Origin of the sequence: Streptosporangium sp. NPDC051023 (assembly GCF_040689595.1) — a bacterium.
GTDB lineage: Bacteria > Actinomycetota > Actinomycetes > Streptosporangiales > Streptosporangiaceae > Streptosporangium.
In genome coordinates, this window is the sequence record NZ_JBFBCE010000006.1 from 1 (window position 1) to 26,758 (window position 26,758).

Here is a 26,758-nt window from a genome sequence, read left to right on the forward strand (position 1 = left end):
AGTGGGTGAGCGCGGATCCGGTGGCGACGACCTTGGCCCCGCTGACGACGAGCCCCGCCCCGGTCTCCCGCTCGACGTGGACGAAGACGTCCTCGTCCGGTTATCCGCGGCCTAGCGCGCGGATAAAGCGGCCTAGAGCGCGGATGAACCGGGCAGTCGCCGCGTTGGCGGTGCCGGTGAGGAGGAACATCGTGCACAGGGTGGCGAGGACGGTTCGCACAGGCGGCTCCTGTTCAGCGACGGGTCTTGAGCAGATGGGCCAGCAGAAGAGCGCCGAGCACGGCGGCCACGCCGATGACGACCGGCAACGCACCGGGTGAGGCGGCGACGGCGACGAACACCAGCGCCAGCAGGACGATCACGATCCAGGTGAGCCACGGATAGCCCCACATCCGCAGTGGCAGCGGGCCCCGGGCATGTGCGCGCAGGCGGAGCTGGGCGACCGCGATGAAGATGTACAGCACGAGAACGAGCAGCCCGGCAACGTTGATCAGCAGGCCGAAAAGATCCCGCGCGCCCGCCGCGTAGGCGGCGAACATGACCAGCAGGGCCAGGCCGGAGCCGAACAGCAGTGGCCGGGTCGGCACTCCTCTGGCATTGACGTACGCCATCGAGCGTGGGGCGTCACGGCGGGCGGCCATCGTCGTCATGATGCGCGAGGCGCCGTATATCGCCGCGTTCATCACCGACAGGACCGCGACAAAAATCACCACTGTCATCAGGTCGGCCGCGCCGGGAACGCCCAGCCGGTCGATGGCGGTGGCGAAGGGGCTGTCCTCACCGTTGGCCGGGACCTGATTCCACGGCACGACCGCGACGATCACGAAGACCGAGCCGACATAGAACATCAGAACCCGCCAGATCACCCGGATGGTGGCCCTGGCGACTTCCGTGGCCGGTTCCTGCGACTCGGCGGCGGCGATGGTGACGATCTCGGCACCGAAGTAGGAGAACAGCACCGTGACCAGCGCGACGGGCACGGCGCCCCAGCCCTTCGGAGCGAAACCGCCGTACTCGGTCAGGGCCGTCAGGCCCCTCCCGCCCCCCGGCCACAGCCCGACGACGAACAGCGCCCCCGCCCCGATGAAGAAGACGATGGCGACGATCTTGACGGTGGCCAGCCAGAACTCGGTCTCGCCGAACAGCTTCACCGACACCAGGTTGGCCGCGGTGATCGTCACAACCAACGCGACCGCGACCGGCAGCACCGGCAGCGCGGGAGCCAGCGCGCGCAGGAGCTGAGCCCCGGCCACCGCCTCGAAGGCCACCGCCACGATCGCGAACAGCCAGTAACTCCAGCCGACCAGGAATCCGGCCCGCTCGCCCAGAGCGAGACGCGCGTAGTCGATAAAGGAGCCGGAAGAGGGGCGAGCCGCGGCCATCTCGCCGAGCATCCTCATCACCAGGATGACGATCGCCCCGCCCAGCACGTAGGCGACCAGGGCCGCGGGCCCGGTATCGGCGATCACCTTGCCGCTGCTGACGAACAGCCCGGCACTGATGATGCCGCCGAGGCCGATCATCGTCATGTGCCGGCGTTTGAGCCCGCGGTGTAACGCCGGTGAACTGTCGATCTCGGTCATGACGTTCAGCTCCTTTGGGGGGATTTTCGGGATGCCGAAAAGAAGCCTCGGCCCCGAATGACATCTGTGTGGCCTGGAGCATGTTTCCTGGATCAGACAGCGACCGTCGGTCAGGCCGCAAATCGATGCCGCCGGAACCGGTTCCGGCGTGGGCACGCCGATCCCACCCTGAAACGATCAGTTAGTCTGGTCGTCCGTCACCATGGCACTAGGATTCCACCATGAGTGATGAATCGGGCACCGAACGCTATCTGCGTCTGACGGTTGAGCTGACCGTTGAAGTTCAGGACCTCGCCGGGCTCCAGGAAGCCGCGCTGAAGGAAATCAACCATCCGGACGCCGACCTGGACGACGACGAGCGCAGGGAGCAGGCGGAGATGGTCTCCGCCGACGACACGGGAGCCACCGCGCTGCAGTGGCTCATCGAGCCGGACCACGTTCTGGGTCTGATCGAGCACGTGGAGCAGATCGAGCCCCGAGAGGCCGTACTGGGAGTCGAACCCTCAGACGGCCCCTCGGACGAGGAAGACGACCACGACCATGACCACGACCACGAGCACTGAGGTCAGTCGTTGACCTCGAAGCCGTCCCCGAAAGCCCAGAGCTGACCTTCCAGGTCGAAGGCCACGTAGATCCTGGTGCCTTCGGGGGTGGCCTCGGGCTCGACCACGATCTCCGCCCCTCTGGAGACCGCCTGCTCGTAGTGGGCGTCCAGGTCGCCGACCACGACGAACACCCCCTGGCTGACCGCGGGCAGGTCGAGCGCGCTGCGAAGGTACGGCTCGTCCGGGCGGATCGAGGCCAGCATGATCACCGCGTCTCCGAGCATGAGCTGGGCGTACCCGATGCCCCCGCGGGGGCCGGGAACCATGACCGCAGGCCGGAAGCCGAAGACCTTGCCCAGCCATTCGATGGCCGCCGGGGCATCCTGATAACGAAGGAATGGAACCACATGGGGGTTCGACATGCTGCCCTCCATCGAGACGATGCGATGCCTTCAGCCCAGAGCTTGTCACCGTTGGCCGGTCCCGTCAGCAGACCGGCCGTACCTTCCCCTCAACCGGCCAGGACTTCCTCCCTGCGGGTGACGAGAAGATCACGCTGACGGGCCAGCTCGGCACAGTGGGTGGCCAGACCGGCGACCGTCTCGTTCACCCACTGAGCGATCTCGGCGACCGCCTCGCCGGTGCGGGCGATCCGCTGGTGCTTGATCGCGTCGACCACGATGTTGTCGAAGAACATGTCGGCGAACCAGCGGGTGTCCACCTCGGGCAGTTGCAGGCTCGCACGCACCCCGACGTCCGCCAGTTCCCTGGAGAAGGTGTCCAGGGCGCGCTGCGCGTGCCAGGCCGCCTCGCTCGCGTTGCGCAGGTGGCCGTGCTCGACCATGTCGGCGAAACCACCGCCGCTCAGCATGTCCCACCGGGAGGCGCCGCGGGCGCCGCCGAGGCTGTGCATGACCTGGCCGACCGCCTGGATCGCGGCGAGCCCCGCCTGGTGGGCCTCCTCGTGCTCGCGGAGGTCGGCGTGGGTGTCGGCGAGCCGCTGGCCGATCTCGGTGAGCTCCCTGGCCCTCGGGTCCCCCGACTCGACCAGCAGGCGCTCCTTGCGCTCGAGCAGCCCGGCGAACTCCTCCCTGGCCGTCGCGACCTCGGCCAGGCCGCTCTCCACGGCCGCGCTGTCCGCCTCGAGCCACCGCAGGCGGGTGCGCTGCCCCTCCAGGCGCTGCCGCAGCGCCTGGGCCTCGGCCCGCTCCTTGGCGAGCTTCTCCTCCTTCGAGCCGGCGAGCCCGGCCAGGAACGCCGCGAAGCCGCCCGCCTCCAGTTTGGAGACGTCCTGTTCTTCCTTGACGAGCTGGTCCTCGAGGTCGGCGAGCAGCTGCCCGACCTCGTCGAGCTGCAGGGCCAGCGCCCCACGCTGGGTACTCAGCTGTTCAAACCGCCGCACCCGTTCACGGGCGGTGCGCAGCTCGTCGTCGATGCCGTCAAAGATGATCACAACTGTGCGACGCATGACGGCGGCGAATCGTTCCGCACACGACATATCAGCACTTGCGGTCAGGACCGGAAACGCGGCGTACACGGCGGACGTGACCGATCTCACACCTTGCGGCCGACCCCGCCCCAGCCGAGCACCTCGAAGCGCTTGATCGCCAGCGGCGAGATGAACCGGCCGCCGTCGAGGAGCTCGAAGTCGCCGAAGAACTCCTTGATCTCGTCAATGCTCCGGGAGACCACCCCGGAACCGGTCCCCGCATAGATCCGCCTGATCTCGTCGATGTCCGTATCGCGAGCTTTGGTGGACGTCAGGTGCGTGATCACGAGATGGCTGCCCGGCGCCATCAGCTCCCGCAGCTTGGCGACCTCCGCGTACGGATCGTCCAGGAAGTGCAGGATCGCCACGAGGAGAAGCGCGACCGGCTCGCCCGGGTCGATCAACCCCGTGTCCACTGCGGCGGCCCAGATCTCCTCAGGACGGCGCAGGTCCCCCTCGATCATGGCGACCGCCGGGGTTTTGGCGAGCAGTGCCCTGCCGTGCACGCACACGACGGGATCGTTGTCGATGTAGACCGTACGGGCCTCGGGGTCGGCCGAGTGGGCGACCTGGTGGACGTTGTCCTGTGTCGGCAGTCCCGCGCCGATGTCGAGGAACTGGCGGATGCCCGCCTCTCCCGCGAGGTGGCGCACCACGTTGCCGAGGAACTGCCGGTTGACCCGAACCCCCTGCCGGGACTCGGGAAAGGCCTGGAGGACCCGCTCGGCCGCCTCGCGGTCGGCGGCGAAGTTGTCCTTCCCGCCCAGCATGTAGTCGTAGATGCGGGCCACGTTCGGGGTGCTCGCATCGAAGCCGGAGGACTTTCTTCCGTTCACGGCCACCACCTCGTCCCTGTCACCTGATCGTGGTAGCCGTGGAGACCGGCTCAGTCGCAGATCGTAGCCTACAAGGGACGAAACGGACCGTACGGCGAGCATTTGTGATCGGCCCGCTATTCGCTACCGCCCGTGATCGGTTCCCGTGCGACGAAGGGCGTCCGCGTGGCTGACCCGCTGTCCGCGGGGAGAACGGACAGCGGGTCACACGCACCCCCGCGTCGGCCCCCCTGTCCGCGCGAGGGGGCGGAGTCCGCTCGCCGGGCACCGCGCGACCGCTCAGTCCATCGAGACCAGCGGCGCGGGATAGCCCCTGATCCCCCTGGGCATGCGCCACGGCTCGTAGATCATTTTCATCGGCACGGTGTCCAGCTCGGGGAGGTAGCGCCGGATGTACTCCCCTTCCGGGTCGAACCGCTTCGCCTGCCTGACCGGGTTGACGATCCGGTTGGGCCTGGTGTCGTTGCCGGTTCCCGCGACCCACTGCCAGTTGCCGTAGTTGTTGGGGACGTCTCCGTCGAGCAGCAGCAGGAAGAAGTGTTCCGCGCCCGCCCGCCAGTCCACACGCAGCCGCCTGACCAGGAACGACGCCGTGAGCATACGGGCACGGTTGTGCATCCAGCCCTCGGCGAGCAGTTGCCGCATGCCCGCGTCCACGATCGGCACCCCGGTTCTGCCCTCCTTCCACGCCTGGGCCGCGTCCGGGTCGTCGACCCATTCCTGGCCACGCGCCCGGTAGTCGTCCCGGTTGATGCGCGGAAAGGCCAGCGTGACCTGGTGGAAGAAGTCCCTCCAACAGAGTTGCCTGACGAATTCTTCGCCGTTGACCGAGAGCGACTCGAGCTCGAGCGGCGACAGGCAGCCGAAGCGCAGGTAGGGCCCGAGCTTGGAGGTACGGTTACCCGCGAGGTCGTCGTGACCCTCCGCGTAGTCCTCGACGCAGTGCTTCAGCCAGCTCCTCATCCGCTCGCGGGCGACCGTCTCGCCACCCCTGAACAGCCCGTGCGGCCCGCGCCTCGACACGGGCAGGGAGCCCGCCTCCAGTTTCTCGGGGAAGGGCACGGCCCTCGGGGCCTCCAGCACCCGCCTGCGGGTGTGCTCGCTCCAGGCCCGCCAGTAGGGCGTGAAGACCCGGTAGTGGTCGCCGCCGCCCGAGGGTTTGAGGGCGCCGGGAGGCACGATCGTGACACCGGGGAAGGTCAGGAACTCCATCCGGTTCCGCTCGCACTCCCCGGCCAGCCGCCGCTGCCTGCGCCGCGCGAGCGCGCTGACGTCGTCACTGACGTGGACGGCCTGGGCGGAGACCTCCCCGGCGAGGCGCATCGTCTCCGCGACCGGATCACCCCAGCGGATCGCGAGCTCACCGCCCCGCTCGCGCAGCGACCGGCGCAGGTCGGCGAGGCTCTCCGCAAGGAACGCCGTCCGGTGACCCGGGGGCATCGCGGGATCGACGACGAACAGGGGCACGACGCGGCGCGCGCCCGCGCACGCCGCGGCCAGTGCCGGATGGTCGTGCACCCGGAGGTCACGGTTGAGCAGGACGACGACGGTCTCCATCACACAGGGGCTTTCGTGTCTCCCGCGCCCGTGGTTGCATCCGCCCGGGGCCGGGCGCCCGAAGGAAACTCATGGATGGACCGAACCACCCGCATCGGCTGGCAATCTGGTACATCGATCGTGGGACGTCCGCGGATGAGGTGAGACGGTGACGGACGAGCAGGGGCAGGCGACCACCGAGGAGGAGCCGGGCTACGGCATAGGGGCCGTCGCACGCAGGCTCGGCGTACCCGCCCCCACGCTGCGCACCTGGAACCTGCGTTACGGGATCGGCCCGAGCCGCCGCAGCCCGGGAGGGCACCGCCGCTACGACTCCAACGACCTGCGCCGCCTGGAGGAGATGAACCGGCTCATCAGGAGCGGGGTGTCCGCGGCCGACGCCGCCAGGGAGGTCCTGAGGATCAGGGCCGTCCCGCCGGGCCCGGCGGAGCGCGGGACGCGGCCGGTCGCGCCCCCACCGGTCGAGGTCCCGGCCGTGACCATACCGGCGCCCGCCGGGATTCCCACCCTGGCTCCGGCGACACCCGAGATCCCGACCGTGGCGATGCTGGCGCGGGCCGCGATCGCGCTGGACAGCCAGACCATCTCCGACTGGATCGGCGCCGCGCTGGCCAGGCACGGCGTCCTGTGGACCTGGCAGAACCTGGTGCTACCGGTTTTCGACGTCATCTGCAGGCGCCAGGCGGAGACCGGCGCGAGCATCGAGGTGGAGCACGTGTTCTCCGACCGGGTGCTGACCGCGCTCACCCGGCTCGTCCACCGTCCCGCCAGGTCCGTCAACGAGCGTCCGGTGCTGCTGGCCTGCGCGGAGGACGAGCAGCACAGCCTGCCGATCTACGCGCTGGCCGCGGTGCTGACCGTCGACTACCACGTCGACACACGCGTGCTCGGCGCGCGGACCCCCTACTCGGCGCTCGGCGACGCGATGCGCCGTCTTGGCCCCGCGGTGGTCTTCGTCTGGTCCCAGCTTCCGGAGACCGGCGACCCCGCGCCGCTCTCCCTGCTGCCCCTGCTGCGCCCGCCGAGCCGCCTCGTCGTCGGCGGCGGCGGGTGGTGGGATGGCCTGCCCCCGTCGATCGGGCGCGTCACCTCCTTCGCCGAGGCGCTCACCTGGATCGGCGCCGCACTGCGCTGAGACGTTCTCCAGTGCGCTGAGACGCCCTCTCACCGCAGCGCTCTGAGACGCTCTTCAGTGCCCTGAGACGCCCTCTCGCCACGCCGCTGGGACGCTCTGTCACCGCGGTGACGCGCCATCCCGGCCGCACGAGGCGTCCCCGCGCCGTACCGGTCTTCCCATCAAGGTTGCGATCACCGAGACTGAGGAGTATGAATAAGTTTTGAATAGGTTTTCTCGGCAAGGGAAGCCACCATGACAGACACCTTGAACGTTCGGCTCGCCGAGGGCGACGACACCGCGCTGGCCGAGTGCTTCCATACGCACGGCCCGCTCGTCCGCTCTTACCTGCGCCGTTTCGTGGCCCCCCAGGACATCGAAGACCTGCAGCAGGTGGTTTTCGCCGAGGTCTGGCGGTCACGGCACCGTTTCGACCCGGCCCGCAGCCTTCCCGCCTGGCTGCTCGGCATCGCGCACAACCGGGCGGTCGACCACCTGCGGGCGCGCGCGCCGCAGACGGTGCCGCTGGATGTGGTCGCCGACCCCGCGGGCCAGGACGGCCGGACCCACGGGGACGGCCTGGCCGAGCGTGACCAGGTCCAGCGGGCACTGGCCGCGCTGCCCGCACCGCAGCGCCAGGCCATCGAGCTGGCCTACTACGGCGACCTGACCCAGCGGGAGATCGCCGAGAGGCTGAGCGTGCCGCTCGGCACCGTCAAGGCCCGTACGGCCCGCGGTCTGCGCCGCCTGTCCGACCTCCTCACCCCGATAGCGGCATGACCCGCGACGGCATGGACCTCGCTGGGCGGGCCCGCGGTGAGATCAGGCCAAGGGTCGCGGTCTCGAGCTGCCTGATGGGCGAGCCGGTCCGGTTCAACGGCGGCCACAGCCGCGACAGGTTCCTCAACGGGGAGCTCGACCCCTACGTCGACTGGGTGCGCGTCTGCCCGGAGATGGAGCTCGGTCTCGGCACCCCGCGCGAGACCCTCCGCCTGGAACGGTCGCCAGAAGGGCCACGCCTGGTCACCCGTAAGAGCGGGGTCGATCTGACGGCCGGGATGGCGTCCCTGGCGGCGCGGCGGGCGCGCACCCTCGACGTCGACGGCTACGTGTTCAAGTCCAGGAGCCCGAGCTGCGGGGTGCACGGCATCCCGGTCTACGCGGGCGACGCCGCCGTCGACCGCAGGGGCGTTGGCGTGTTCGCGGCCAGGATCATCGCCGCGCACCCGCTGCTGCCGGTCGAGGACGAGGGGCGGCTGAACGACGCGCTGCTCCGCGAGACCTTCGTCGAGCGGATCTTCGCGCACGCCAGGCTGCGCGCGCTGCTGGAGAGCGACTGGCGGGCTCGCGACCTGGTCGCCTTCCACTCCCGGCACAAGATGCAGATGCTGGCCCACGACCCCGCCGCCTACCACGAGGCGGGCCGGGTCGTCGCGAGGGCGGGCGCGCGCCCCCGCGAGGAGCTGGCCGCCGACTACGCCCGCGCGTTCGGCACGGCCTTCGCCAGGAAGGCCAGCATCGGGCGCAACGTCAACGTGCTCCAGCACTGCATGGGGATGATGAGTGACTCGCTCGACGCGGCGAGGCGGGCCGATCTGGCAGAGGTGATCGCCTCCTACCGGGCCGGCCAGGTGGCGCTCAGCGTGCCCACGACCCTGCTCCGCCATCACGCCAGGGGCGAGGGCGCCGGGTACGTCAGGGACCAGACCTATTTCTCGCCCTATCCGGCGCAGCTGCGCCTGCGCAACCACGTCCCGGTCTGAGCCCACGCCGCGACGGCGGCACGGCGGACTCCCCCGCCTCCGGCACGGCGGCCCCCGGCTCAGGCCACCCTCGTCGGCGCTTCCAGCTCACCCCACCTTCAGTACGGCCAGCGAGCGAGCGGGCAGGAGAAGCTCCTCACCCTCCGCGGTCACCGAAGGGTCGGAGGCGAGCAGGACATGCCCCGGGGTGGTCCGTATCGTGATCGGGACAGGGCTCAGATTGGCCGCGACCCGGAGCGTCCCCCGGTGCACGACCAGCCAGGTCTCGCCGTACTCCACCCTGACGCGTTCCAGCCTCGGATCGGTGAGCTCGGGATGCTCGCGGCGCAACGCGATCAGCGCCCGGTACCAATTGAGGTGGGCCCGATGGGCGTCGTCGTCCAGCTCGCTCCAGTCGAGCTTCGAGCGCAGGAACGTCAGCTCCTCGCCGGGGTCGGGCGCCTTCTCCGCCCAGTCGTCGTAGCCGTGGCCGAGGAACTCCCGCCGCCGCCGGTCCGCCTCGCCCTCGCGGAGCTGGGGCTCGACGTGGTCGGTGAAGAACAGGAAGGGGGTGCGCGCCCCCCACTCCTCGCCCATGAACAGCATGGGGGTGAACGGCGAGGTCAGCAGCAGCCCCGCGGCCAGGCGCAGCGCCTCGGGCGGCATCCGATCGCCCTCGGCGCGGTTGCCGATCTGGTCGTGGTTCTGCGCGCAGCAGACGAAGCGATACCCGGGAACGTGCCGGGCGGGGCGACCGTGGGAGCGTCTCCTGAAGGTCGAGTAGGTGCCGTCGTGGTAGTAACCCGCGGTCAGCACCTTGGCCAGCGCCCCGGCGAAGTCGTCGTAGTAGCCGTGCCGCTCCCCGGTCACCGCCACGTGCAGTGCGTGGTGGACGTCGTCGTTCCAGACCGCGGCCAGGCCGTACCCCCCGGCCTCGCGCGAGGTCACCAGTCTGGGGTCGTTGAGGTCGGACTCGGCGATCAGCGTCAGCGGCCTGCCGACCGACGCCGACAGCGCCTCGACCTCGGCCGCCATCTCCTCAAGCAGGTGGGTGGCCCGCGCGTCGTGCAGCGCGTGCACGGCATCGAGGCGTAGGCCGTCGATGTGGTAGTCGCGCAGCCACTGCAGGGCGTTGCCGACGAAGTAACGGCGCACCTCGTCGGAGCCGGGGCCGTCCAGGTTGACCGCCTGGCCCCAGAAGGAGGCGGCCGAGGCGTTGAAGTAGGGGCCGAAGGGGGCCAGGAAGTTGCCCGAGGGGCCGAGATGGTTGTGGACGACGTCCAGGATCACCCCGATCCCCTGCCGGTGACAGGCGTCGACGAAGCGCTTGAGCCCGTCGGGGCCGCCGTAGTTGTCGGTCACGGCCCACAGGTCGACCCCGTCGTAACCCCAGTTGCGCTTTCCCGGGACCGGGGGCACCGGCATGATCTCGATAAAGTCGACGCCCAGGTCGGCGAGGTGCGGAAGCTTCCCGATCGCCGCCTCGAAGGTCCCTTCGGGAGTGAAGGTGCCGATGTGCAGCTCGTAGATCACCGAGCCGGGCAGGTCACGCCCGCGCCACAGACCGTCGGTCCACCCGAACCTGTCGTGCTCGTAGACCCTGCTGGGCCCGAAGATCCCCTCGGGCTGCCGGCGGGACCTCGGGTCGGGCAGCGGCTCACCGCCGTCGAGCCGGAACCGGTAGTCGGTCCCGTGCCCCGCGCCCGGCACCTCTGCCGACCACCAGCCGCCCGCCCCGACGGCCATCGGGTAGCGGACCTCACCGATCTCCACATCGACGGAGGTCGCCTGCGGCGCCCAGACCTCGAACACGGGCTTACTCCCTCTCCAAAAGCGCGACGGGATGTGTGGACAGCAGGTGGGCGAGCGGGATCCGCCCGGTGTGCTCGACGCCGGACAGCAGGTCGCGCCACCTTCCGTGCGGCAGCGTGATCGTCCTGCTTCCCCAGCCGCCGCGCCTGGCCAGCCCGACCGGCATCCGGGTCGCGACCGCGACCGCCCTGTCCCCGCGCGCGAAGGCCACCGCGTGCTCGTCCGCCTCGATCGGGACGTACGGCAACGCGGGGTCGAGGCGCCCGCGCAGGCGCAGCGCCTGGGTGGTGACCAGCAGCTTTTCCTCGTCCCACGACCGCCCCTGCGGGCTTTCCCGCCGCCCGTCCATCGCGGTGAGCAGGGCGCGGCGGCGTGCGAAGTCGACGGGGCGCCGGTTGTCCGGGTCGACCAGGGAGAAGTCGGTGATCTCGTTGCCCCAGTAGAGGTCGGGCACGCCGGGCAGCATGAGCTGGACGAGTTTCTGGCCCAGGGAGTTGGACCTGGCGTACGGCTCGATCCCGGCGGTGAACCCGGCGATGGAGGCGCCGCACTCGCCGAAGGCCCGGGTGACGAAGTCGCGCAGCCCCCGCTCGTACGCGGGGTCGGGAGCGGCCCACGAGATCGAGGTCTTGGCCTCACGCGCCGCCTTGAACAGGTACTCGAAGAACCTGTCCTGACCGATCGGCCAGGCGGCCATCAGGTTCTGCCAGGCCAGGTAGTCGAGCGCGGGGTCGAAGGAGACCTTGGACGACCACTCCCCCACCGCCTCCGCCCACTCCTGCGGCAGCTCGGACAGCACGGCGAGACGGGCGCGCACGTCCTCGGAGCGCTTGGTGTCGTGGGTGGACAGCGTGGTCATCGTCCCGGGGGACATCTCCCCGCAGAACGCGTGGAAGGCCTCGACGCCGCCGTCGAACCGGTCGGGCTCCCCGCCGACCTCGTTCAGGCACGCCAGTGGATACCAGCGGTAGAGCGCGGTGTCCTCGACCCCCTTGGCCATGACGGGGCCGCAGGTCTGCTGGAAGCGGGTGACGGCCTCCGCGGGGCCGTACAGGACCGCGTCGACGACCTCGGCGACCGGGGCGCCCTCGGGCAGCCTGGCCGCGGCGACCCGGCCCGCCGCCTCGACGATCGCGGCGGACGCCCTGGGCACCGGCTCGCCGGGCACCGCGTATGCCCGGTAGACGGGCATCGCGGCCAGCAGCTCGACCAGTGTCTCGCGGTCTGAGCCGACGAGGGCGTGCAGCCGGTCGATCTCGGCGGTGAAGAACAGGTCGAGGACCTCCCGCTTCGACTCCCTGACCACGGTGGCGTACTCGCGGGGCATGCCGGTGCGCGCGACGAACAGGTCGACCAGTGGCCGCTCCCCCGCCAGGTCGACGAACAGGCCGGTGATCCGGTTGAGCACCTCGTAACCGGTGGTGCCGTCGCAGTCCCAGTCGCCGGGTAGCCGCTCCGCGCCGATCAGGATCTTCTCCGCGACCGTCCACACCCCGGAGGCCGCGCGGAGCTTGGCGAGGTAGCCGCGCGGCTCGGCCAGGCCGTCGGGGTGGTCGACCCGCAGGCCGTTGACGACCCCCTCGCGAACCAGCCCGAGGATCACCTCGTGGGTGGCGTCGAAGACCTCCGGGTCCTCCACCCGCACCCCGATCAGCGAGGACACGTCGAAGAAACGCCGGTAGCCGGGCCCGGCACGCCAGTCGACCAGCCGGTAGTGGGTGTCGGGCAGCGGGAACTCATGCCCGTGGTAGCGCAGCACGTCACCGTCCGCGACCGGCTGGACCGCGTCGCCGAGCACCGGCATGTTCACCCTGCCGTCGCCGCCGGCCCAGTCAATGTCGAACCATGACGCGTACGGCGACGCCCGCCCCTCCCCGAGCACCGACCAGAGCTGCCGGTTGCCCGACTCGGGCACCGGGATCGTCATGTGGTTGGGCACGATGTCCAGGACGATCCCGAGGCCGTATCCGGTCAGCGTCGCCGACAGCGCCCGCAGCCCCTCGGCCCCGCCGAACTCCTCCCTGACCCGGGAGTGGTCGGTCACGTCGTAGCCGTGCCGCGACTGCGGCGTGGCCTGCAGGATCGGGGAGAGGTAGACATGGCTCACCCCGAGATCGCGCAGGTAGGGGGCCAGCTCGGCGACGTCGGCGAAGCCGAAGTCGGGGGTCAGCTGAATCCGGTAGGTCGAGCTGGGCGCGCTGCGGCGCCCCTCCGCGGCCTCCTCGGAAGCCCCCTCGGCGCTCCTCCCACCGGCGGTCCCGCCGGAAAACCCGTTGGAAGTCTCAGACACGCCGCAACACCCGCACAGACCGGCCGACCACCGGAACCTCCTCTGCCGCCCTGCAGACCCGGGTGTCGACGATGATCGGCATCGCCGTGTCGATCTCCGTCACCCACATGTCGCCGTAGTCCTTGGGGATGGTGAACTCGATGACGTCGTTGTGGGCGTTGAACAGCAGCAGGAACGAGGCGTCCTTGATCTGCCGCCCCCTGCGGTCCGGCTCGGTGATGGCGTCGCCGTTCAGGAAGACCGCCAGTGACTTGGCGTAGCCCACGTTCCAGTCGGCGTCGGTCATCTTCTCCCCTTGCGGGGTGAACCAGGCGATGTCGCTGAGGTTGTCCTCGGAGCCTCGCACCGGACGGCCGTAGAAGAAGCGGCGCCTGCGGAAGACCGGGTGCTCGGCGCGGAGCCTGGCCAGGCGCCGGGTGAACTCCAGCAGCAGCCAGTTCTCCCTGACGTCGGACCAGTCGACCCAGCTCAGCTCGTTGTCCTGGCAGTAGACGTTGTTGTTGCCCTGCTGCGTGCGGCCGAGCTCGTCGCCGTGGGAGATCATCGGCACGCCCTGGGACAGGAACAACGTGGTCAGGAAGTTACGTTTCTGCTGCTCGCGCAGCGACTCGACCGCGAGCGAGGCGGGGCCCTCCGTGCCGCAGTTCCACGAGCGGTTGTCGTCGGTGCCGTCCCGGTTGTTCTCGCCGTTGGCCTCGTTGTGCTTGCCGTTGTAGGAGACGAGGTCCTGCAGGGTGAACCCGTCGTGGCAGGTGACGAAGTTGATCGAGGCCGCGGGCCTGCGGCTGTCGTCCTGGTAGAGGTCGCTTGAGCCGGTCAGCCGGGAGGCGAACTCGGGCAGGGAGGCGGGTTCTCCGCGCCACAGGTCGCGGATCGTGTCGCGGTACATGCCGTTCCACTCGGTCCACCTGGCGGGGAAGTTGCCGACCTGGTAGCCGCCGGGGCCGACGTCCCACGGTTCGGCGATCAGCTTGACCTGCGACAGCACCGGGTCCTGCTGGACCAGGTCGAAGAAGGCGCTCAGCCGGTCGACCTCGTGCAGCTCCCTGGCCAGCGTGGCCGCCAGGTCGAACCTGAACCCGTCGACGTGCATCTCGATGACCCAGTAGCGGAGCGAGTCCATGATCATCTGGAGCACGTGCGGGGAGCGCATGAACAGGCTGTTCCCGGTCCCCGTCGTGTCCATGTAGTAGCGCCTGTCGTCCTCGACGAGGCGGTAGTAGCCGGGGTTGTCGATCCCCCGCATGCTCAGCGTCGGCCCCAGGTGGTTGCCCTCCGCGGTGTGGTTGTAGACCACGTCGAGGATCACCTCGATGTTCGCCTCGTGCAGCGCCTTGACCATGGCCTTGAACTCCAGCACCTGCCCGCCGCGCTGGCCGGTGCTCGAGTAGGCGTTGTGCGGGGCGAAGAACCCGATGCTGTTGTAGCCCCAGTAGTTCGTCAGACCGCGCTCCCGCAGGACGTGGTCGGTGACGAACTGGTGCACCGGCATCAGCTCGATCGCCGTGACCCCGAGCGCCGTCAGATGGTCGATGATCTCCGGGTGGCCGATGGCCGCGTAGGTGCCGCGGATCCGCTCGGGGATCTTCGGGTGGTTCACGGTCAGACCCTTGACGTGCGCCTCGTAGATGACCGTGTCGTGGTACGGCGTCGCGGGCGGCCGGTCGTGTCCCCACCCGAAGAACGGGTTGATCACGATGGACCGGGGGACGAACGGGGCCGAGTCGGCGTCGTTGCGGCTGTCCGGCTGCCCGAAGCGGTAGCCGTACACCGCCTCGTCCCATTTCACGTCTCCCTCGACCGCCTTGGCGTAGGGGTCGAGCAGGAGCTTGGCGGGGTTGCACCACACTCCCCGCGCGGGGGCGTGCGGGCCGTGCACGCGGTAGCCGTACCGCTGGCCCGGGCCGACACCGGGCAGGTAGCCGTGCCAGACGTATCCCTCGCACTCGGTGAAGGGAACCCTCGTCTCGTTGTTCTCCTCGTCGAACAGACACAGCTCGACCCGTTCGGCGGCCTCGGTGAAGAGCGCGAAGTTGGTCCCCGCGCCGTCGTAGGTGGCCCCGAGAGGATAGGGGTCACCAGGCCAAATCTCGATCATCGCACCGCCCTTCAGCGGTGGGAAAACATGCCCCGTGTTCTCCCTGTCATGCACCCGCGCCCACCTTTGTCACAGCGAACCTGCCCCCATGTGAAGACATTGCCCGCTCCAGCGGCTCAAAGCCAGCGTGACATGGGAGTGTTCCGTTCCCCACGGTGAGCGCCCGGCGATTCGCGCGTCCCCTCAGCGAGCCCGCCCGGCGGGCAGGGCGCCCAGCTCGCGCAGCGTGGGCTCGTACAGACTCAGCCCGGCGCGGTCGGCGAAGTCCCGCGCCGCCCGCAGATGGGCGTTGGCGTGTTCCGCGTCGCCGTCCAGCAGGGCGAGCCGTGCCAGGCACAGGTCCGTCACCGACCAGCCGAGCAACCTGCCCGCGTTGGGGGCGAGCATGCGGTACAGGACCCGCCCCGCCTCCGCCTCGCCGAGCGCGGCGCAGATCTCGCTGAGGGCGTCGGGAACGAACCGGTAGGGCAGGTCGGGGCCGACGGGCGCGAAACCGTCGCGGGCGAGCCCGGCGAAGACGGCGCGCGCCTCGTCCGCCCGTCCCAGGTCGATCAGGGCCAGGCAGCGCAGGATCTGCCAGGGCCGCTGCCCAGGACGCAGGCCGAGCATCTCGTCGGCCACCGCGAGCGCCTCGGCCGCCGCGCCCCGCGCCCGCAGCGCGAGGAACCGGAAGACTCCGCGCCGCAGCTCCGCGTCGTCCCTGCCCAGCGCTCCCTCGGGGTAGGCCGCGGCGGACTCGTCGGCCGCGGCGAGGGCCTCGTCGAAGCGCCCGCCCAGATAAGCGTGTACGGCGCGCTGCCAGGCGGCCAGGCTCACCATCGAGGGGAGCCTGAGCCGGTCCGCCGTCTCGGTGAGCCAGGCCAGCAGCTCGGGGGCCCGCTCCGTCCTGCCCTGGGCGGTCAGCTCGACGTAGGCGGTCTCGCGGCCGATCCACTCGATGGCCAGGTCGCCGGTGCGGCGGCCGATCTCGGCGATCTCGTCGATGACCGCCTGCCTGCGGTCGTGGTCGTGGTCGGTCCTGGACAGCAGTTCCTGGACGATCAACGCCCTGGACAGGGTCCGGTCGTCGCCGGTCCTGCGGGCGAGCCGTACGGCCTCCCGCGCCATCGCCGCGCTCTCCTCGACGGGCCTGGCCGTCGAGCCGGTCATCGCGGCGGCGGCCAGGAGCTGGGCCCGCCAGGGCGACCCCTCGGCCAGGCCCGAGGCCAGGACCCGGTCGATGCGCTCGGCGAGCCTGCCGATGCCGGTCATCTCCTCGTACATGGCCAGGGAGATCGGGTCGGAGAAGCCCAGCGCCGCCCTGGCCAGCCTGCTGTCGTCCCCGAGCCCTTCCGCGATCTCCGCCGCGCCCTCAAGGGAGGCGTGGGCCGCGATGCTCATCCCCGCGGCCGCCTGCGCCTCGGCCAGGTCGAGCAGGAGGTCACACCGGAGCGCGTCGTCGGACCTGGGGAGCCGGTCGACCATGGCGATCGCCTGTTCCAGGTTCTCGACCGCGTCCTCGTGGGCGAACTGGGCCGTGGCCTGGGCGGCGGCGCGTCGGGTGTAGCCGATGGCCTTGACCGTCATCCTGGCGGTGAGCAGGCTCTCCCGGTAGTGGTGGGCGATCTCGGTGAGGCGGGTCCCGCTGCGCGCCTCAAGCACCTCGGCGATCCTGGCGTGCAGCCGCCTGCGGCGCAGCGGAGGCAGCGCCTCGCGCAGCACGTCACGCACGATGTCGTGAACGAAGCGGCAGGCGAGCCCTTCGCCCTCGGCCAGCAGCCCCGCGCCGACCGCGGCGTCGACGATGTCGAGCACCCGCTCCTCGGGCAGCCCGGCCGCCTGGGTCAGGACGTCCGCCGCCACGTCCCCGCCGAGCAGCGCCGCGACGGTCAGCACCTCCTCGGTCTCCGGCGGCAGGCCCGCCATCCGGCCGCGCACGACGTCGGACAGCGCCCGCGGGGTCTCACCGAGCCGCAGGACCTCTCCCAGGAAGAACGGGTTGCCCGCGGTCAGCCTGCTCATCTCCTCGGCGCGCCCCGGGTCGGCGCCCGCCCTGCCGAGGTACTCGCGGATCTCCTCCTCGCCGAACCCCCGCAGCAGGAGCCTGCGCACGTCCGGCAGCCGCAGCAGGGCACCGAGCGCGTGTTCCAGTGCTCCGCCTGGCCGTACCTCGGTGTCACGGTAGGTCGCGACCACGGTCAGCCCGGGACAGAGGCGGGTCGAGGCGAGGAACTCCAGCAGCCTCAGCGACGAGGCGTCCGCCCACTGGAGGTCGTCAAGGACGAGCAGGACACGGCCGTGCTCGTTGAGCAGCCCGGCGAACGCCTCGTAGAGCTGGAACCGTCCGCCTCCCGCCAGCCGGGCCGGCCCCCCATCGAGCCTCCTGTCTCCACCGACCAGCTCCTGTACGGCCTGCGTCCACGGCCAGAAGGGCGGCGCGCCCGTGCCGTCCCAGCAGCGGCCCCACACCACCCTGTGCCCCCTGGCCCGCGCGGTCCCCGCGGCCTGCTCGGCGAGACTGGTCTTGCCGATGCCGGGCTCCCCGGCCAGCAGCACGACCCGGTGCTCCCCGCCGGCGACCGCCGCCTCCAGAACCCCCGTCTCCGCCTGCCTGCCGATCAGCCGGCTCTCACGTGTCACGACCGCCGTGAGACGGGGGGTCAGCGCCGGGTCCTGGGCGAGGATGCGCCGTTCCATCTCCCTGGAGCGGGGGTCGGGGTCGAGTCCCAGCTCCTCGATCAGGAGACCGCGTCCCTCCGCGAGCACGGCCAGCGCGTCGGCCTGCCGTCCCGCCTGGTACAGGGCGTGGGCGCCGAGCACACGCAGGCGCTCCCTGAACGGGTTGGCCGCGACCAGCTGCGCCAGCCCGCCCGTCAGCGCCGCGCCCAGGCCGAGCGCGAGGTCGCACTCCGCGACGTCCTCCTGCAGGGTCAGCCTCAGCTCGCCCATGTGGGCGATCTCCTCGGTGGCCCACGAGGCGCCCGCGAAGTCCGCGAGCGGCTCCCCGCGCCATTCCGCAAGCGCCAGTCGCAGCTCCGCGCCCGCCGCCTCGTGATCACCGGCCGCGCTCAGGCGCCTGCCCTCGGCCGCGTGCCCCCGCGCCCTGGACAGGTCGAACGCGGTCCGCGGGATGTCGAGGGCGTAACCGCCCGGCCTGCTGACCAGGACCGTGGGAGACACCGCCCGTCTCCTGCCGGGCTCGAAGACGCGGCGGAGCTTGGAGATGTAGGCCTGGAGGGTGTTGACCGCCCCGGGCGGCGGCTCGTCCTCCCAGAGGGCGTCCATCATCCTGACGGGGGCGACGGGACGGGGGACGGCGAGCATGCACAGCGCCAGCACCGCCCGCTGCTGGTAGGGCCCGACGTCCAGCGGCGCCCCGTCGTCGGCGATCACACTGACCGGCCCCAGCACACGAAAGTCCATCCGGCCACCTCGCTCACGACCTCGGCAGATACTAGCCGCTCATGGCCTTGGCCTGCGGCCCTCCCTCAGCCAGAGCCGGTCTATCCGTCCGGTGCCGTCACACAGCGAGCAACCTTTCCCCGTCCCCGTCCCCGTCCCGCTCCCTGTCCACGTCCCTGTCCACGTCTGCGTCCCGGCCTCGATCACGGTGCCGGTCCCAGGATCGGGATCGGCTTCGGCGACCGTGGCGGCGGGGCAGCCCGCCTCGGTGGAGGAGGCATGCCCGGCGATGCCCCGGCCCCGGCACAGGCCACACTCCAACAGGGCCGCGAACCTGGCGTCTCGGTAGCTCCGCCTCAGCAACTTGCCCCGGCCGATCTGCCACTCCTGGACCCAGGCGAACGAATCAGGCTCCCCGAAGATCCAACCGTCTAGCGCACGCGCGTAAATGATCAGTAAACTTGTAAGAGCGGTCCGACTGCCGATCCGGACCTCGACGTCGTGTTTCAAGGATCGTCACCCCCTTGAGGTTTCACCCCGGCAGGACCCCCGGCTCCCCTTTATCCAGCTTGCCCCATCGACGACTGCCATTGGCAATTACCACAGGAATGTACCCCCGGCGGTTACCTTCCGAGATTGCCATATGATGTTGCCGTTTGGCTGTTACCAACACCACCACCTGGGAAGACTTCCCGATAGCGACGCAGCGGCCGCCTGCGCCATCAACAGAAGAAGAGGTGAGCGCCGATGGCCGGAACCAACCCCACTCTGCGCCGCCGACAACTCGCCAGCCGCCTGCGGGAGCTACGCGAGCAGGCAGGCAGGAGCATCAGGGACGCCGCCGAGCAGCTCGAGTGCTCACCGGCGAAGATCAGCCGAATCGAGACGGCGCAGCGCGGCGCGCTGCCCAGGGACGTGCGCGACCTCTGCCTCTACTACGGCGTGACCGACCAGGCGCAGATCGACGCCCTGATGACGCTGGCACGCGAGGCCAAGCAACAGGTGTGGTGGCAGGAGACGGAGGACGTCGACTTCCGGCCGTTTCTCGGCCTGGAGATCGACGCCACCTCGATCTCCGAGTACGAAACGACGACCGTCCCCGGCCTCCTCCAGACCGAGGACTACGCCCGTGCCGTCATCAAGGGATTTCTCCCGCGGATGAACACCGACATTCTCGAGGAGCGGGTCGCCTACCGCCTGCGGCGCCAGGAACGCCTGCACGGCCCCCAGCCACCGAATTACTGGGTGCTCCTCGACGAATCCGTGCTGCACCGCCACGTGGGCGGGGCCGCTGTCATGAGAAAGCAGCTCGAGCAACTCGGAAGGGCCTCTGAGCTCCCCCACGTGACCATCCAGGTGATTCCTTTCACCGTCGGCGCACACATGGGGTTCGACAGTGCTTTCATTTTACTGGAGTTCTCCGATCCCACGATAGGGGACACGGTATATCTCGATACCCTGATGGGTAGCTTCTACCTGGAGAAGGCCAAAGAACTTGAGCGTTTCAGGGAGACGCTCAACCATCTTCGCGCGGTGGCGCTGAGCCCACAGGAGTCGGCGGTCCGCATCGCGAGGGCATATGACGGGTTCGCGCCCTGAGCGGCATGCCCCGTCACCAAGGAAACCAGTCCCGACAAATTCTCACGGAGAGACGATGACGTCTTCCAACCCTGCCGAGTTCTCCACTCTTGAGTGGCAGGTATCAAGCCGGTGCAACAACGGCTCCTGCGTCGAAATCGCCAGGCTTCCTGGCGGGGGCGTGGGCATGCGCGACAGCAAGGACAAGAGTGGACCGGTGCTGGAGTTCACAGTCGCCGAATTCCGGGATTTCGTGAACGGCATCAAGGACGGAAGTCTCGGCCTGTAACACTCACCCCTCAAAAAGGGGAGTGAGATAGCATCGAACGGCACCGAAGGCGGACCCCGGCGGTGCCGTTTTGTTTTGCCCGCGCGACCACCCCACCTGTGCCCTATTTTCGCCCATGCACCCCGTTTTCGCCCGTACTCTCCCACCCGTTTGGGGCGTGCAATACAGGGAATTGATTCCCGGCGCCACACAGGGCACTCGCCGCCCAGCGGTCACAACGAAAAACACCGGCCGAAGACGTGAAAATAGACTATAATTCCCGTGGCGCGACGCTCTTCCACGGAAGAGTCGTCAATCTTTCCGGGAGGAAACGCATGGACGGCGGCTCGCGGTTCCACGGAGCGATCTGGCGGTCGGGATGCAACAACGGAACCTGCGTCGAGGTCGCCTCACAACACGGCCGGGTCGGCGTGCGAGACGGCAAGGACGCCGGGGCGGGTCCCGTCCTGTCGTTCACCTTCGAGGAGTGGAGAGCGTTCATCACGGCCGCGAAGAACGGGGAGTTCGACGTCTGAGACGGCCTGACGTCCCGGCCGGACTTCGGGGTAGGCTCGGCGTCCTCACAAGTGAAGGACGCCAGGGATGAGTGGATTCAAGAAGTTCCTGATGAGGGGAAACCTCGTCGAGCTCGCTGTCGCCGTGGTGATCGGCGCGACCTTCAGCGGCCTGGTGCAGGCCCTGGTCAAAGACCTCATCACCCCGCTGATCGCGGCGATCACCGGGGGCAACGAGCCGGACTTCTCCGACTATGTGTTCACGATCAACGGCGCCAAGTTCATGTACGGCGACTTCGTCAACCAGCTGCTGAGCTTCCTGATCATCGCCTCCGTCATCTACTGGCTGGTCGTGCTGCCGATGAGCAGGCTCATCTCCTTCTTCGACAAGGACAAGGAGGCCACGGAGAAGAAGTGCCCCGAGTGCCTCAGCGACATCCCCGTCGCGGCCAGCCGCTGCGCGTTCTGCACTGCCGTGCAGAGCCAGGCCGGCGTCGCGGAGATGCCTCCCGTCTGAAAACCCCTCCCGCCCGAGGGCACGGGCGGTCGGCCCCGTTCTCTGCCCCGGCCGGTCGCGCGTGTTCCGTGAGCGGTGGGACCTGCGCGCCGGCGGCGGGCGGGCCCCGGGGAAGGCGTTCGGCCGGCCCGGTGGGTCATCTGCGAGACGATGGGACCATGAGCTTCGAACTGGCCGTCTGGCACGAGCCCGAGCCGATCACCAGGGAACGCGCGGCGGACGTCTTCCTGGCGCTCCGCGGTGGGGAGCCCGGGGCCGCGGAACCCAGCGCCGGGGTGACGGAGTTCGCCGCGTCGCTGCCCGAGGCCGAGCAGTGCTCCCCCGCCCACGCGGTGGTCACCGTCGCCCTGGAACGTTCTGACGAGGTGGCGGGCGAGGCCTTCGCGCTGGCCCGCCGGTACGGGCTGGTCTGTTACGACCCCCAGCGGCACCTGGTGCACAACCTGGCGCCCCTGGGGGCCTATCCCGGCATGCAGCTGCGCACCGGTGACGGCATGATCGTCATCGACCCCGACCTCCAGCTCGTCAGGGATGCGGTGGCCACCATGTCGCCGCAGAACCCGTTCACGGCACTGGTCGTCTTCGGCGAGCACTTCGTCCAGACCTCACCGGAGATCTCGGGATACGAGCTGGAGTACAAGGACAGCCTGCGGGACGTGATGGTCCGCGCTCACGTCCCCGACCTCGAGGCGGTCCAGGACGCCTTCGGCGAGTACGCGACGGGCCACCGGACCTTCCTGGAACACCACAACTGGCGCCGGGTGTAAGCACCGGTACGGCGAGCGACGGCGCGGCCGGAACAGACAGTGGAGCGGGGCCGTGGCGTTCCGCCGGAAGACGGCGCCGAGCGGCCCGAACGCCTCGGAGTGAATAGGGTTTGGACATGAGTGGCGAGCCGGACGAGCAGGTCACGGATGCGATCGACGTGATCCTTGAACAGTGGCGGCGGGAGCGTCCCGACCTGGATCTGTCGGCCATGGAGGTCTTCGCGCGGCTCGCCCGGGTGACACGGATCTCCGAGTCGGCCGTTGAGCGGGTGTTCGCCCGGCACGGCCTTCGGCAGGGCGAGTTCGACGTGCTGGCCGCGCTTCGGCGCTCGGGCCCGCCGTACACGCTGATCCCGTCGGAGCTGTCGGCGGTGCTGATGATGTCACGGGCGGCCATGACGAACCGGATCGACCGTCTGGAGAAGGCCGGGCTGGTCGAGCGCAGCCTCGACCCCGCCGACCGCCGGAGCTTCCGCGTCGCCCTGACCGAGGAGGGCCGCCGGGTCATCGACGCCACGCTTGTCGAGCACGCGGCCAACCTGAACCGGCTCGCGTCACGTCTGGCGCCCCAGGACGCGACCACCCTCAACCGGATCCTGCGCGCCATGCTGAGCGCCGACGCCTGAGGGCGTCGCCCCCTCGCCCTCAGGCGCCGTCTTCACCGGTGAGGTCGCCCGCCGAACGGTCAGCGCGGGCGGGCCTGCCGTACTCCCCGGCGCCAGACCTCGGCGATGGAGCGGGTAGCGGTGACGTCGACGGTGGGGTCGCCGTCCACCAACAGGAGGTCGGCGCGCAACCCTGGCGCGACCCGGCCCCTGTCGGCCAGGCCGAAGCCACGGGCCGCGGCACCGGTCGCCGAGGCCAGGGCCTGTTCGGCGCTCAGTCCGGCCCGTGTGAGCAGCAGCAACTCGCGGTGCATGCTGGCCCCGTGCAGCGGCGCCCATACGTTCGCGTCCGTTCCGGCCAGCAGCATCGCCCCCGCCCGGTGCAGTGCCCCCGCCGCATGCAGCGCGTTGGACACGCCCTCGGGATGCACGGGGACGGCGCCGGGGTCGCGGTCCCCGGCGGCCTTGGCGTGCTCGGGCGGCAACGGCCCGACGCGCTCGTCACGCACCGGCTCCGCGCCGCCGGTGCCGCCGGTGACCGCCTCGAAGTAGGTGAGCGTGCTGACCACGAACACGTTCTGGGAGACGATCCGGGCGGCGAGCTCCTCGGCGGCCGAGTCGCCGGGACCCGCGTCGGCGACGACGTGGGCCAGGCCGTCGACGCCCGCGTCCAGGGCGACGTAGGTGTCGCGAGCGGTGACCGCGTGCGCGATGGCCCGCAGCCCCGCCGCGTGCCCCGCCTCGACGAGCGCGGCCACGGTCGCGGGCGCGAGCACCGGCAGCCGCGTCCCGGCCACCTCACCGCTGTCGATCACGATCTTGAGATAGTCGACGCCCTCGGCAAGTCGGGCCTCGACGAACGCCTCCGCCAGAGCGGGGCCCGCCACCGTGTCGAACGGCCCGACCGCGTCGCCCAGGTGCGCCATCGTCGCCGTGTTCATGAGCTGGCTCGGGTGACCGCCGGGCGCGGTGGCCAGGATGCCCGAGCTCCGCACGTCGGCGACGTCGTCACGCTCGGCGGCCAGGCGACGCTGGCGGGCCAGGTTCGACGGCAGGCAGAACATGTCCAGCTCGGTGGTCACCCCGAACTTCAGCGCCTGGGCGAGATCGCCGTCGAAGATGTGGGTGTGGGCGTCGATCAGCCCAGGCAACAGGGTCTTGCCGGAACCATCGAGCTCCACGTCGACGCGCCCACCGTCGTATTCCGCGATCAGGTCGCCGTCGATCAGGACATCGGCGACGGGGACGGTGCGCTCACCGTCGAAGACGCGGACGCCACGAATCAAGGTACGCATGCCTGCTCTCCCTCACTCATCTCGTTCGATGCAAGATAGTACGAAGTAGAACTATCTGACGTCAAATGAGATGAGAGGACACCTCTCCCGGCTGGGCCGGGACACGCGACCGCGTCCGGCCCGCTCCGCCGGGCACATGTCACCATCGCTCGCCATGACCGCCGCCCGCCGTGCGGGCGCCGAGGAGGGCCGGGGCATGGCGAGGACATGCGGTCAGTGCGTGGTCAGCGCGTGGTCACCACGCTGACGGCGGCGACCTCGTCGGCGCTGGTCAACGCGCTAACAGTCGCAGCTGCAGTCACAGCAGTCACAACTACAACAGTCACAGTCGCAGCAGTTGCCGCAGTCGCCGCACTGCCCGCAGGCGTCACAACCACTGGCGTCGCACCGTTCGCCGCACGACTTGTAACGGTCCTCGTCCCACGGGGGCCGGTACAGGCCGCAGGTGCAGCAGGCCATCGCGGCGCACATCACCGACAGCAGACCGCCGGGGTCCGGCTTGAGCCGCGGATCTCGGTGCGGCGCCTTCGGGTGCTCGCGTCCCCTCTTCTTACTGCTCTCTGCGCCGGTTCGGGTCCCGCCCGCTGCCTCGGCCATGTCGAAGGCACGGGTGACGGAACGGCCGATCTCCTTGATCAGCAGCGCCCTGACCAGGGTCCGCCGCTCCAGGTCGAGCTCGGCAACCGCCAGTCGCAGGCCGAGCAGCGCGTCGTCGCAGTGACGCCTGGCGGCGGCCAGGTCGGTACCGGAGGCGACCAATGGGTTGTAGGCCCCGGCGGCGCGGTCTCCGGCCAGGTCCTCGACCGCGTCCAGCAGGTGGGCGAGACGGCCGAAGTGGCGTCCCGCCTCCTCAAGCGACTCACGGTTGTGCGGCTTGTCCGCGAGCAGGGCGGTGTGCCCGAAGGCGGCGGCGACCGCGGCCTCCGTCGGGCCGGTGAGCTCCAGCAGGCGCAGCCCGGGCACGCCCTCCAGCCTGGTCTGTTCCTCGACCGCCCTGACCAGGATCTCCGGGTCGAACCCGACCGCGACGGCCGTACCGGAACCCGCGGTCGACCAGCGGGCGGCGACCCGCTCCGCGACGGCCGCGACCGGCCTGCGCGCATAGACGCCGTCCCCGTCCGCGACATGGTCCCTGATCTTGCCCGCGGCCAGGATCAGCGAGACCGCTGCCGCCAGCCGTACTCCCTCCGCCTCGACGACGTCCGCGCCCTTGAACCCGCGCAGAGCGCACGCCGCCGCCCTGCGGTGCGGGGAGGACTCCGCCGCCTGCGCCTCGGTGAGCACCGAGACGAGCAGGCCGTCATAGTTGGTGACCAGCCGGGAGGCGTGGCCGTGCTCATCACGGAGCGCCAGGCAGAGCCCGCACAGGTGCGCCATCCACTCCTTGAACAAGCCACCGCACATCCCATGGCGACATGGACGGACAATCCCAAACATCTGTTCCCTTTTGTTGTACGTGTCGTACGGCCGGCGCGACGACCACACGCCTTCACCGCTTTCGTGGTCGTCCAGGGCACCGGACGGCGAGGTCACCCACCGCTCTGACGCCCGCCGCGCTCCCACGGATGGCACGGCTCCGGGAGTGCCGCGAGAGCGGGCGGTCACTCGCCGGGAAAGCGGACCCCGATCTGCCCTCGCACCTCGTCCATGACGCGCATCACCTCAAGCGTTGCGCGCCAGGGCACGAGCGGGCTTTCCAGCAGGCCCTCGCGCAGACAGCGCATCACTTCCGCGGCCTCGTGCACCATGCCCGTCCCCTCGTAAGGGACGTGAAAGGTCTCCGGATCCGTACCCGTGCGGTACAGGGTGAAGGTGTCCGGCCTGAAGAACAGGTGAGGTATCTCGATCCGGCCGAGCCTGCCCGAGATCGAGGCGGTGACCGGGCCGTCGGTGGTGATGCCGCAGGAGAGCAGGGCGACCGCGCCACCGGGATGGCCGAGCAGGACGCCGGTGTTCTCGTCCACGCCCTCCGGGGTCAGCCTGGCCCACGCCTGGACCCGCTCCGGGGCGCCGAGTACGAGGTTGGCGAGCGAGATCGGGTAGACGCCCAGGTCGAGCAGGGCGCCACCACCCTGTGCCGGGTCACGGAGCCGATGGTCCTCACCGACGGCGACGGAGATCCCGAAGTCGGCGTGCACGCTCTCGACCTGGCCGATCACGCCTTCCCCGAGCAGCTCGACGATCCTGCGGACAGCGGGGTTGCACCGCATCCACATGGCCTCCATGAGGAACAGCCCGCGCTCGGCCGCGAGATCGACCAGCTCGACGGCCTCGGCCGCGTTCACCGTGAACGCCTTCTCGCACAGTACGGCCTTGCCCGCTTTCAGGCAGGTGAGCACCGCCTCCCGGTGGGCGTTCTGGGTGTTGGCGACGTAGACGACGTCCACGTTCTCGTCGGCGGCCAGTTCGGCCCACGACCCGTGGGCACGGGGGATGCCGTGCCGCCCGGCGAACGCGCTCGCCGCCTCCCATGTCCTGGACCCGACCGCGACCACCTCGGCGTCCGGCAGGAGCTTCAGATCCTCGGTGAAGGTCGCGGCGATCCCACCGGTGGCCAGAATGCCCCACTTGATTACGCTCATGGGGACACATCTCATCACGTGTGTCTCATGAGGCGCGGTACGTACCGGGATTCGGGGACCACCGGCACGGACCCGCGGACGGCATCCCTCACGTTCGCTCGGCACGCCCCCGCGGCCTCGCACCGGCGGCGCGTGGCGGCATGGGCCCCCGGACGGCCCGACAGGCCCTGGGCGGCTCTCAAAC

General features: G+C 70.1%; 22 protein-coding genes. 10 read left to right on the forward strand and 12 right to left on the reverse strand.

Going from position 1 to position 26,758, the window contains the following annotated elements:
* Positions 1–233: 233 nt before the first annotated feature.
* Positions 234–1,583, reverse strand: a complete 1,350-nt coding sequence (locus AB0395_RS05515) for an amino acid permease (protein ID WP_366277348.1) — start codon at positions 1,581–1,583, stop codon at positions 234–236.
* 221 nt (positions 1,584–1,804) lie between these two features.
* On the opposite strand from AB0395_RS05515, the gene AB0395_RS05520 reads away from it, so the two are divergent.
* The gene (locus AB0395_RS05520) at positions 1,805–2,146 is read left to right on the forward strand and encodes a hypothetical protein (RefSeq protein WP_366277350.1); all 342 of its coding nucleotides are present in this window, start codon (positions 1,805–1,807) and stop codon (positions 2,144–2,146) included.
* Between the two features lie 2 nt (positions 2,147–2,148).
* Here the strand turns inward: AB0395_RS05520 and AB0395_RS05525 are convergent, their stop codons facing one another.
* The 4 genes from AB0395_RS05525 to AB0395_RS05540 form a co-directional block, all read right to left on the reverse strand.
* On the reverse strand, positions 2,149–2,550 hold the full coding sequence (locus AB0395_RS05525; protein ID WP_366277352.1) for a VOC family protein: 402 nt from the start codon (positions 2,548–2,550) through the stop codon (positions 2,149–2,151).
* An 89-nt stretch (positions 2,551–2,639) separates the two neighbouring features.
* Positions 2,640–3,596, reverse strand: coding sequence for a hypothetical protein (locus AB0395_RS05530; protein ID WP_366277354.1), 957 nt, complete (start codon positions 3,594–3,596; stop codon positions 2,640–2,642).
* An 86-nt stretch (positions 3,597–3,682) separates the two neighbouring features.
* Complete coding sequence (locus tag AB0395_RS05535; protein ID WP_366277356.1) at positions 3,683–4,453, reverse strand: SAM-dependent methyltransferase; 771 nt, start codon at positions 4,451–4,453, stop codon at positions 3,683–3,685.
* A gap of 279 nt (positions 4,454–4,732) precedes the next feature.
* Entirely contained in the window at positions 4,733–6,010 is a 1,278-nt protein-coding gene (locus tag AB0395_RS05540; protein WP_366277585.1) for a deoxyribodipyrimidine photo-lyase, read from the reverse strand.
* 148 nt (positions 6,011–6,158) lie between these two features.
* Here AB0395_RS05540 and AB0395_RS05545 point away from each other — a divergent pair, with 148 nt between their 5' ends.
* The 3 genes from AB0395_RS05545 to AB0395_RS05555 all read left to right on the forward strand — a co-directional run bounded on the left by AB0395_RS05545 (position 6,159) and on the right by AB0395_RS05555 (position 8,887).
* On the forward strand, positions 6,159–7,145 hold the full coding sequence (locus tag AB0395_RS05545) for a MerR family transcriptional regulator (RefSeq protein WP_366277357.1): 987 nt from the start codon (positions 6,159–6,161) through the stop codon (positions 7,143–7,145).
* A gap of 234 nt (positions 7,146–7,379) precedes the next feature.
* On the forward strand, positions 7,380–7,904 hold the full coding sequence (locus AB0395_RS05550) for a sigma-70 family RNA polymerase sigma factor (protein WP_366277359.1): 525 nt from the start codon (positions 7,380–7,382) through the stop codon (positions 7,902–7,904).
* Complete coding sequence (locus AB0395_RS05555) at positions 7,901–8,887, forward strand: DUF523 and DUF1722 domain-containing protein (protein ID WP_366277361.1); 987 nt, start codon at positions 7,901–7,903, stop codon at positions 8,885–8,887. Before AB0395_RS05550 ends, AB0395_RS05555 begins: the two co-directional genes overlap by 4 nt.
* Before the next feature lie 87 nt (positions 8,888–8,974).
* On the opposite strand, the gene treZ is transcribed toward AB0395_RS05555, so the two are convergent.
* From treZ to AB0395_RS05575, 4 genes are all read right to left on the reverse strand, one after another.
* Complete coding sequence (gene treZ, locus AB0395_RS05560; RefSeq protein WP_366277362.1) at positions 8,975–10,678, reverse strand: malto-oligosyltrehalose trehalohydrolase; 1,704 nt, start codon at positions 10,676–10,678, stop codon at positions 8,975–8,977.
* Between the two features lie 4 nt (positions 10,679–10,682).
* Positions 10,683–12,968: a malto-oligosyltrehalose synthase gene (gene treY / locus AB0395_RS05565; RefSeq protein WP_366277363.1), complete on the reverse strand. Its 2,286-nt coding sequence runs from the start codon at positions 12,966–12,968 to the stop codon at positions 10,683–10,685.
* Positions 12,961–15,066 (reverse strand): glycogen debranching protein GlgX, encoded by a 2,106-nt coding sequence (glgX, locus tag AB0395_RS05570; protein WP_366277365.1) that lies wholly within the window; start codon positions 15,064–15,066, stop codon positions 12,961–12,963. Before glgX ends, treY begins: the two co-directional genes overlap by 8 nt.
* Positions 15,067–15,249: 183 nt before the next feature.
* The gene (locus tag AB0395_RS05575) at positions 15,250–18,468 is read right to left on the reverse strand and encodes a BTAD domain-containing putative transcriptional regulator (RefSeq protein ID WP_366277367.1); all 3,219 of its coding nucleotides are present in this window, start codon (positions 18,466–18,468) and stop codon (positions 15,250–15,252) included.
* A 726-nt stretch (positions 18,469–19,194) separates the two neighbouring features.
* On the opposite strand from AB0395_RS05575, the gene AB0395_RS05580 reads away from it, so the two are divergent.
* From AB0395_RS05580 to AB0395_RS05605, 6 genes are all read left to right on the forward strand, one after another.
* Positions 19,195–20,046: a helix-turn-helix transcriptional regulator gene (locus tag AB0395_RS05580; RefSeq protein ID WP_366277369.1), complete on the forward strand. Its 852-nt coding sequence runs from the start codon at positions 19,195–19,197 to the stop codon at positions 20,044–20,046.
* A 55-nt stretch (positions 20,047–20,101) separates the two neighbouring features.
* Entirely contained in the window at positions 20,102–20,314 is a 213-nt protein-coding gene (locus tag AB0395_RS05585) for a DUF397 domain-containing protein (protein ID WP_366277370.1), read from the forward strand.
* Positions 20,315–20,628: 314 nt separating this feature from the next.
* On the forward strand, positions 20,629–20,829 hold the full coding sequence (locus AB0395_RS05590; protein ID WP_366277372.1) for a DUF397 domain-containing protein: 201 nt from the start codon (positions 20,629–20,631) through the stop codon (positions 20,827–20,829).
* Between the two features lie 67 nt (positions 20,830–20,896).
* Entirely contained in the window at positions 20,897–21,325 is a 429-nt protein-coding gene (mscL, locus tag AB0395_RS05595; protein ID WP_366277374.1) for a large conductance mechanosensitive channel protein MscL, read from the forward strand.
* A 158-nt stretch (positions 21,326–21,483) separates the two neighbouring features.
* Positions 21,484–22,092: a hypothetical protein gene (locus AB0395_RS05600; RefSeq protein WP_366277376.1), complete on the forward strand. Its 609-nt coding sequence runs from the start codon at positions 21,484–21,486 to the stop codon at positions 22,090–22,092.
* 116 nt (positions 22,093–22,208) lie between these two features.
* Positions 22,209–22,718, forward strand: coding sequence for a MarR family transcriptional regulator (locus AB0395_RS05605; protein WP_366277377.1), 510 nt, complete (start codon positions 22,209–22,211; stop codon positions 22,716–22,718).
* A gap of 59 nt (positions 22,719–22,777) precedes the next feature.
* Here the strand turns inward: AB0395_RS05605 and AB0395_RS05610 are convergent, their stop codons facing one another.
* From AB0395_RS05610 to AB0395_RS05620, 3 genes are all read right to left on the reverse strand, one after another.
* Positions 22,778–23,992: an amidohydrolase family protein gene (locus AB0395_RS05610; RefSeq protein ID WP_366277379.1), complete on the reverse strand. Its 1,215-nt coding sequence runs from the start codon at positions 23,990–23,992 to the stop codon at positions 22,778–22,780.
* A gap of 279 nt (positions 23,993–24,271) precedes the next feature.
* Positions 24,272–25,429 (reverse strand): DUF5685 family protein, encoded by a 1,158-nt coding sequence (locus AB0395_RS05615; protein ID WP_366277380.1) that lies wholly within the window; start codon positions 25,427–25,429, stop codon positions 24,272–24,274.
* Between the two features lie 164 nt (positions 25,430–25,593).
* Positions 25,594–26,574: a Gfo/Idh/MocA family oxidoreductase gene (locus AB0395_RS05620; RefSeq protein WP_366277381.1), complete on the reverse strand. Its 981-nt coding sequence runs from the start codon at positions 26,572–26,574 to the stop codon at positions 25,594–25,596.
* Positions 26,575–26,758 lie beyond the last annotated feature (184 nt).

What these genes read in the sequence shown, in the direction of transcription:
- AB0395_RS05540 (WP_366277585.1), bottom strand. Translation starts at nt 6,010, where the DNA reads ATGGAGACCGTCGTCGTCCTGCTCAACCGTGACCTCCGGGTGCACGAC.
- AB0395_RS05605 (WP_366277377.1), top strand. Translation starts at nt 22,209, where the DNA reads ATGAGTGGCGAGCCGGACGAGCAGGTCACGGATGCGATCGACGTGATC.
- AB0395_RS05520 (WP_366277350.1), top strand. Translation starts at nt 1,805, where the DNA reads ATGAGTGATGAATCGGGCACCGAACGCTATCTGCGTCTGACGGTTGAG.
- AB0395_RS05575 (WP_366277367.1), bottom strand. Translation starts at nt 18,468, where the DNA reads ATGGACTTTCGTGTGCTGGGGCCGGTCAGTGTGATCGCCGACGACGGG.
- AB0395_RS05610 (WP_366277379.1), bottom strand. Translation starts at nt 23,992, where the DNA reads ATGCGTACCTTGATTCGTGGCGTCCGCGTCTTCGACGGTGAGCGCACC.
- AB0395_RS05615 (WP_366277380.1), bottom strand. Translation starts at nt 25,429, where the DNA reads ATGTTTGGGATTGTCCGTCCATGTCGCCATGGGATGTGCGGTGGCTTG.
- AB0395_RS05600 (WP_366277376.1), top strand. Translation starts at nt 21,484, where the DNA reads ATGAGCTTCGAACTGGCCGTCTGGCACGAGCCCGAGCCGATCACCAGG.
- AB0395_RS05550 (WP_366277359.1), top strand. Translation starts at nt 7,380, where the DNA reads ATGACAGACACCTTGAACGTTCGGCTCGCCGAGGGCGACGACACCGCG.
- AB0395_RS05515 (WP_366277348.1), bottom strand. Translation starts at nt 1,583, where the DNA reads ATGACCGAGATCGACAGTTCACCGGCGTTACACCGCGGGCTCAAACGC.
- AB0395_RS05530 (WP_366277354.1), bottom strand. Translation starts at nt 3,596, where the DNA reads ATGCGTCGCACAGTTGTGATCATCTTTGACGGCATCGACGACGAGCTG.
- AB0395_RS05590 (WP_366277372.1), top strand. Translation starts at nt 20,629, where the DNA reads ATGGACGGCGGCTCGCGGTTCCACGGAGCGATCTGGCGGTCGGGATGC.
- AB0395_RS05585 (WP_366277370.1), top strand. Translation starts at nt 20,102, where the DNA reads ATGACGTCTTCCAACCCTGCCGAGTTCTCCACTCTTGAGTGGCAGGTA.
- mscL (WP_366277374.1), top strand. Translation starts at nt 20,897, where the DNA reads ATGAGTGGATTCAAGAAGTTCCTGATGAGGGGAAACCTCGTCGAGCTC.
- AB0395_RS05525 (WP_366277352.1), bottom strand. Translation starts at nt 2,550, where the DNA reads ATGTCGAACCCCCATGTGGTTCCATTCCTTCGTTATCAGGATGCCCCG.
- AB0395_RS05620 (WP_366277381.1), bottom strand. Translation starts at nt 26,574, where the DNA reads ATGAGCGTAATCAAGTGGGGCATTCTGGCCACCGGTGGGATCGCCGCG.
- glgX (WP_366277365.1), bottom strand. Translation starts at nt 15,066, where the DNA reads ATGATCGAGATTTGGCCTGGTGACCCCTATCCTCTCGGGGCCACCTAC.
- AB0395_RS05580 (WP_366277369.1), top strand. Translation starts at nt 19,195, where the DNA reads ATGGCCGGAACCAACCCCACTCTGCGCCGCCGACAACTCGCCAGCCGC.
- AB0395_RS05555 (WP_366277361.1), top strand. Translation starts at nt 7,901, where the DNA reads ATGACCCGCGACGGCATGGACCTCGCTGGGCGGGCCCGCGGTGAGATC.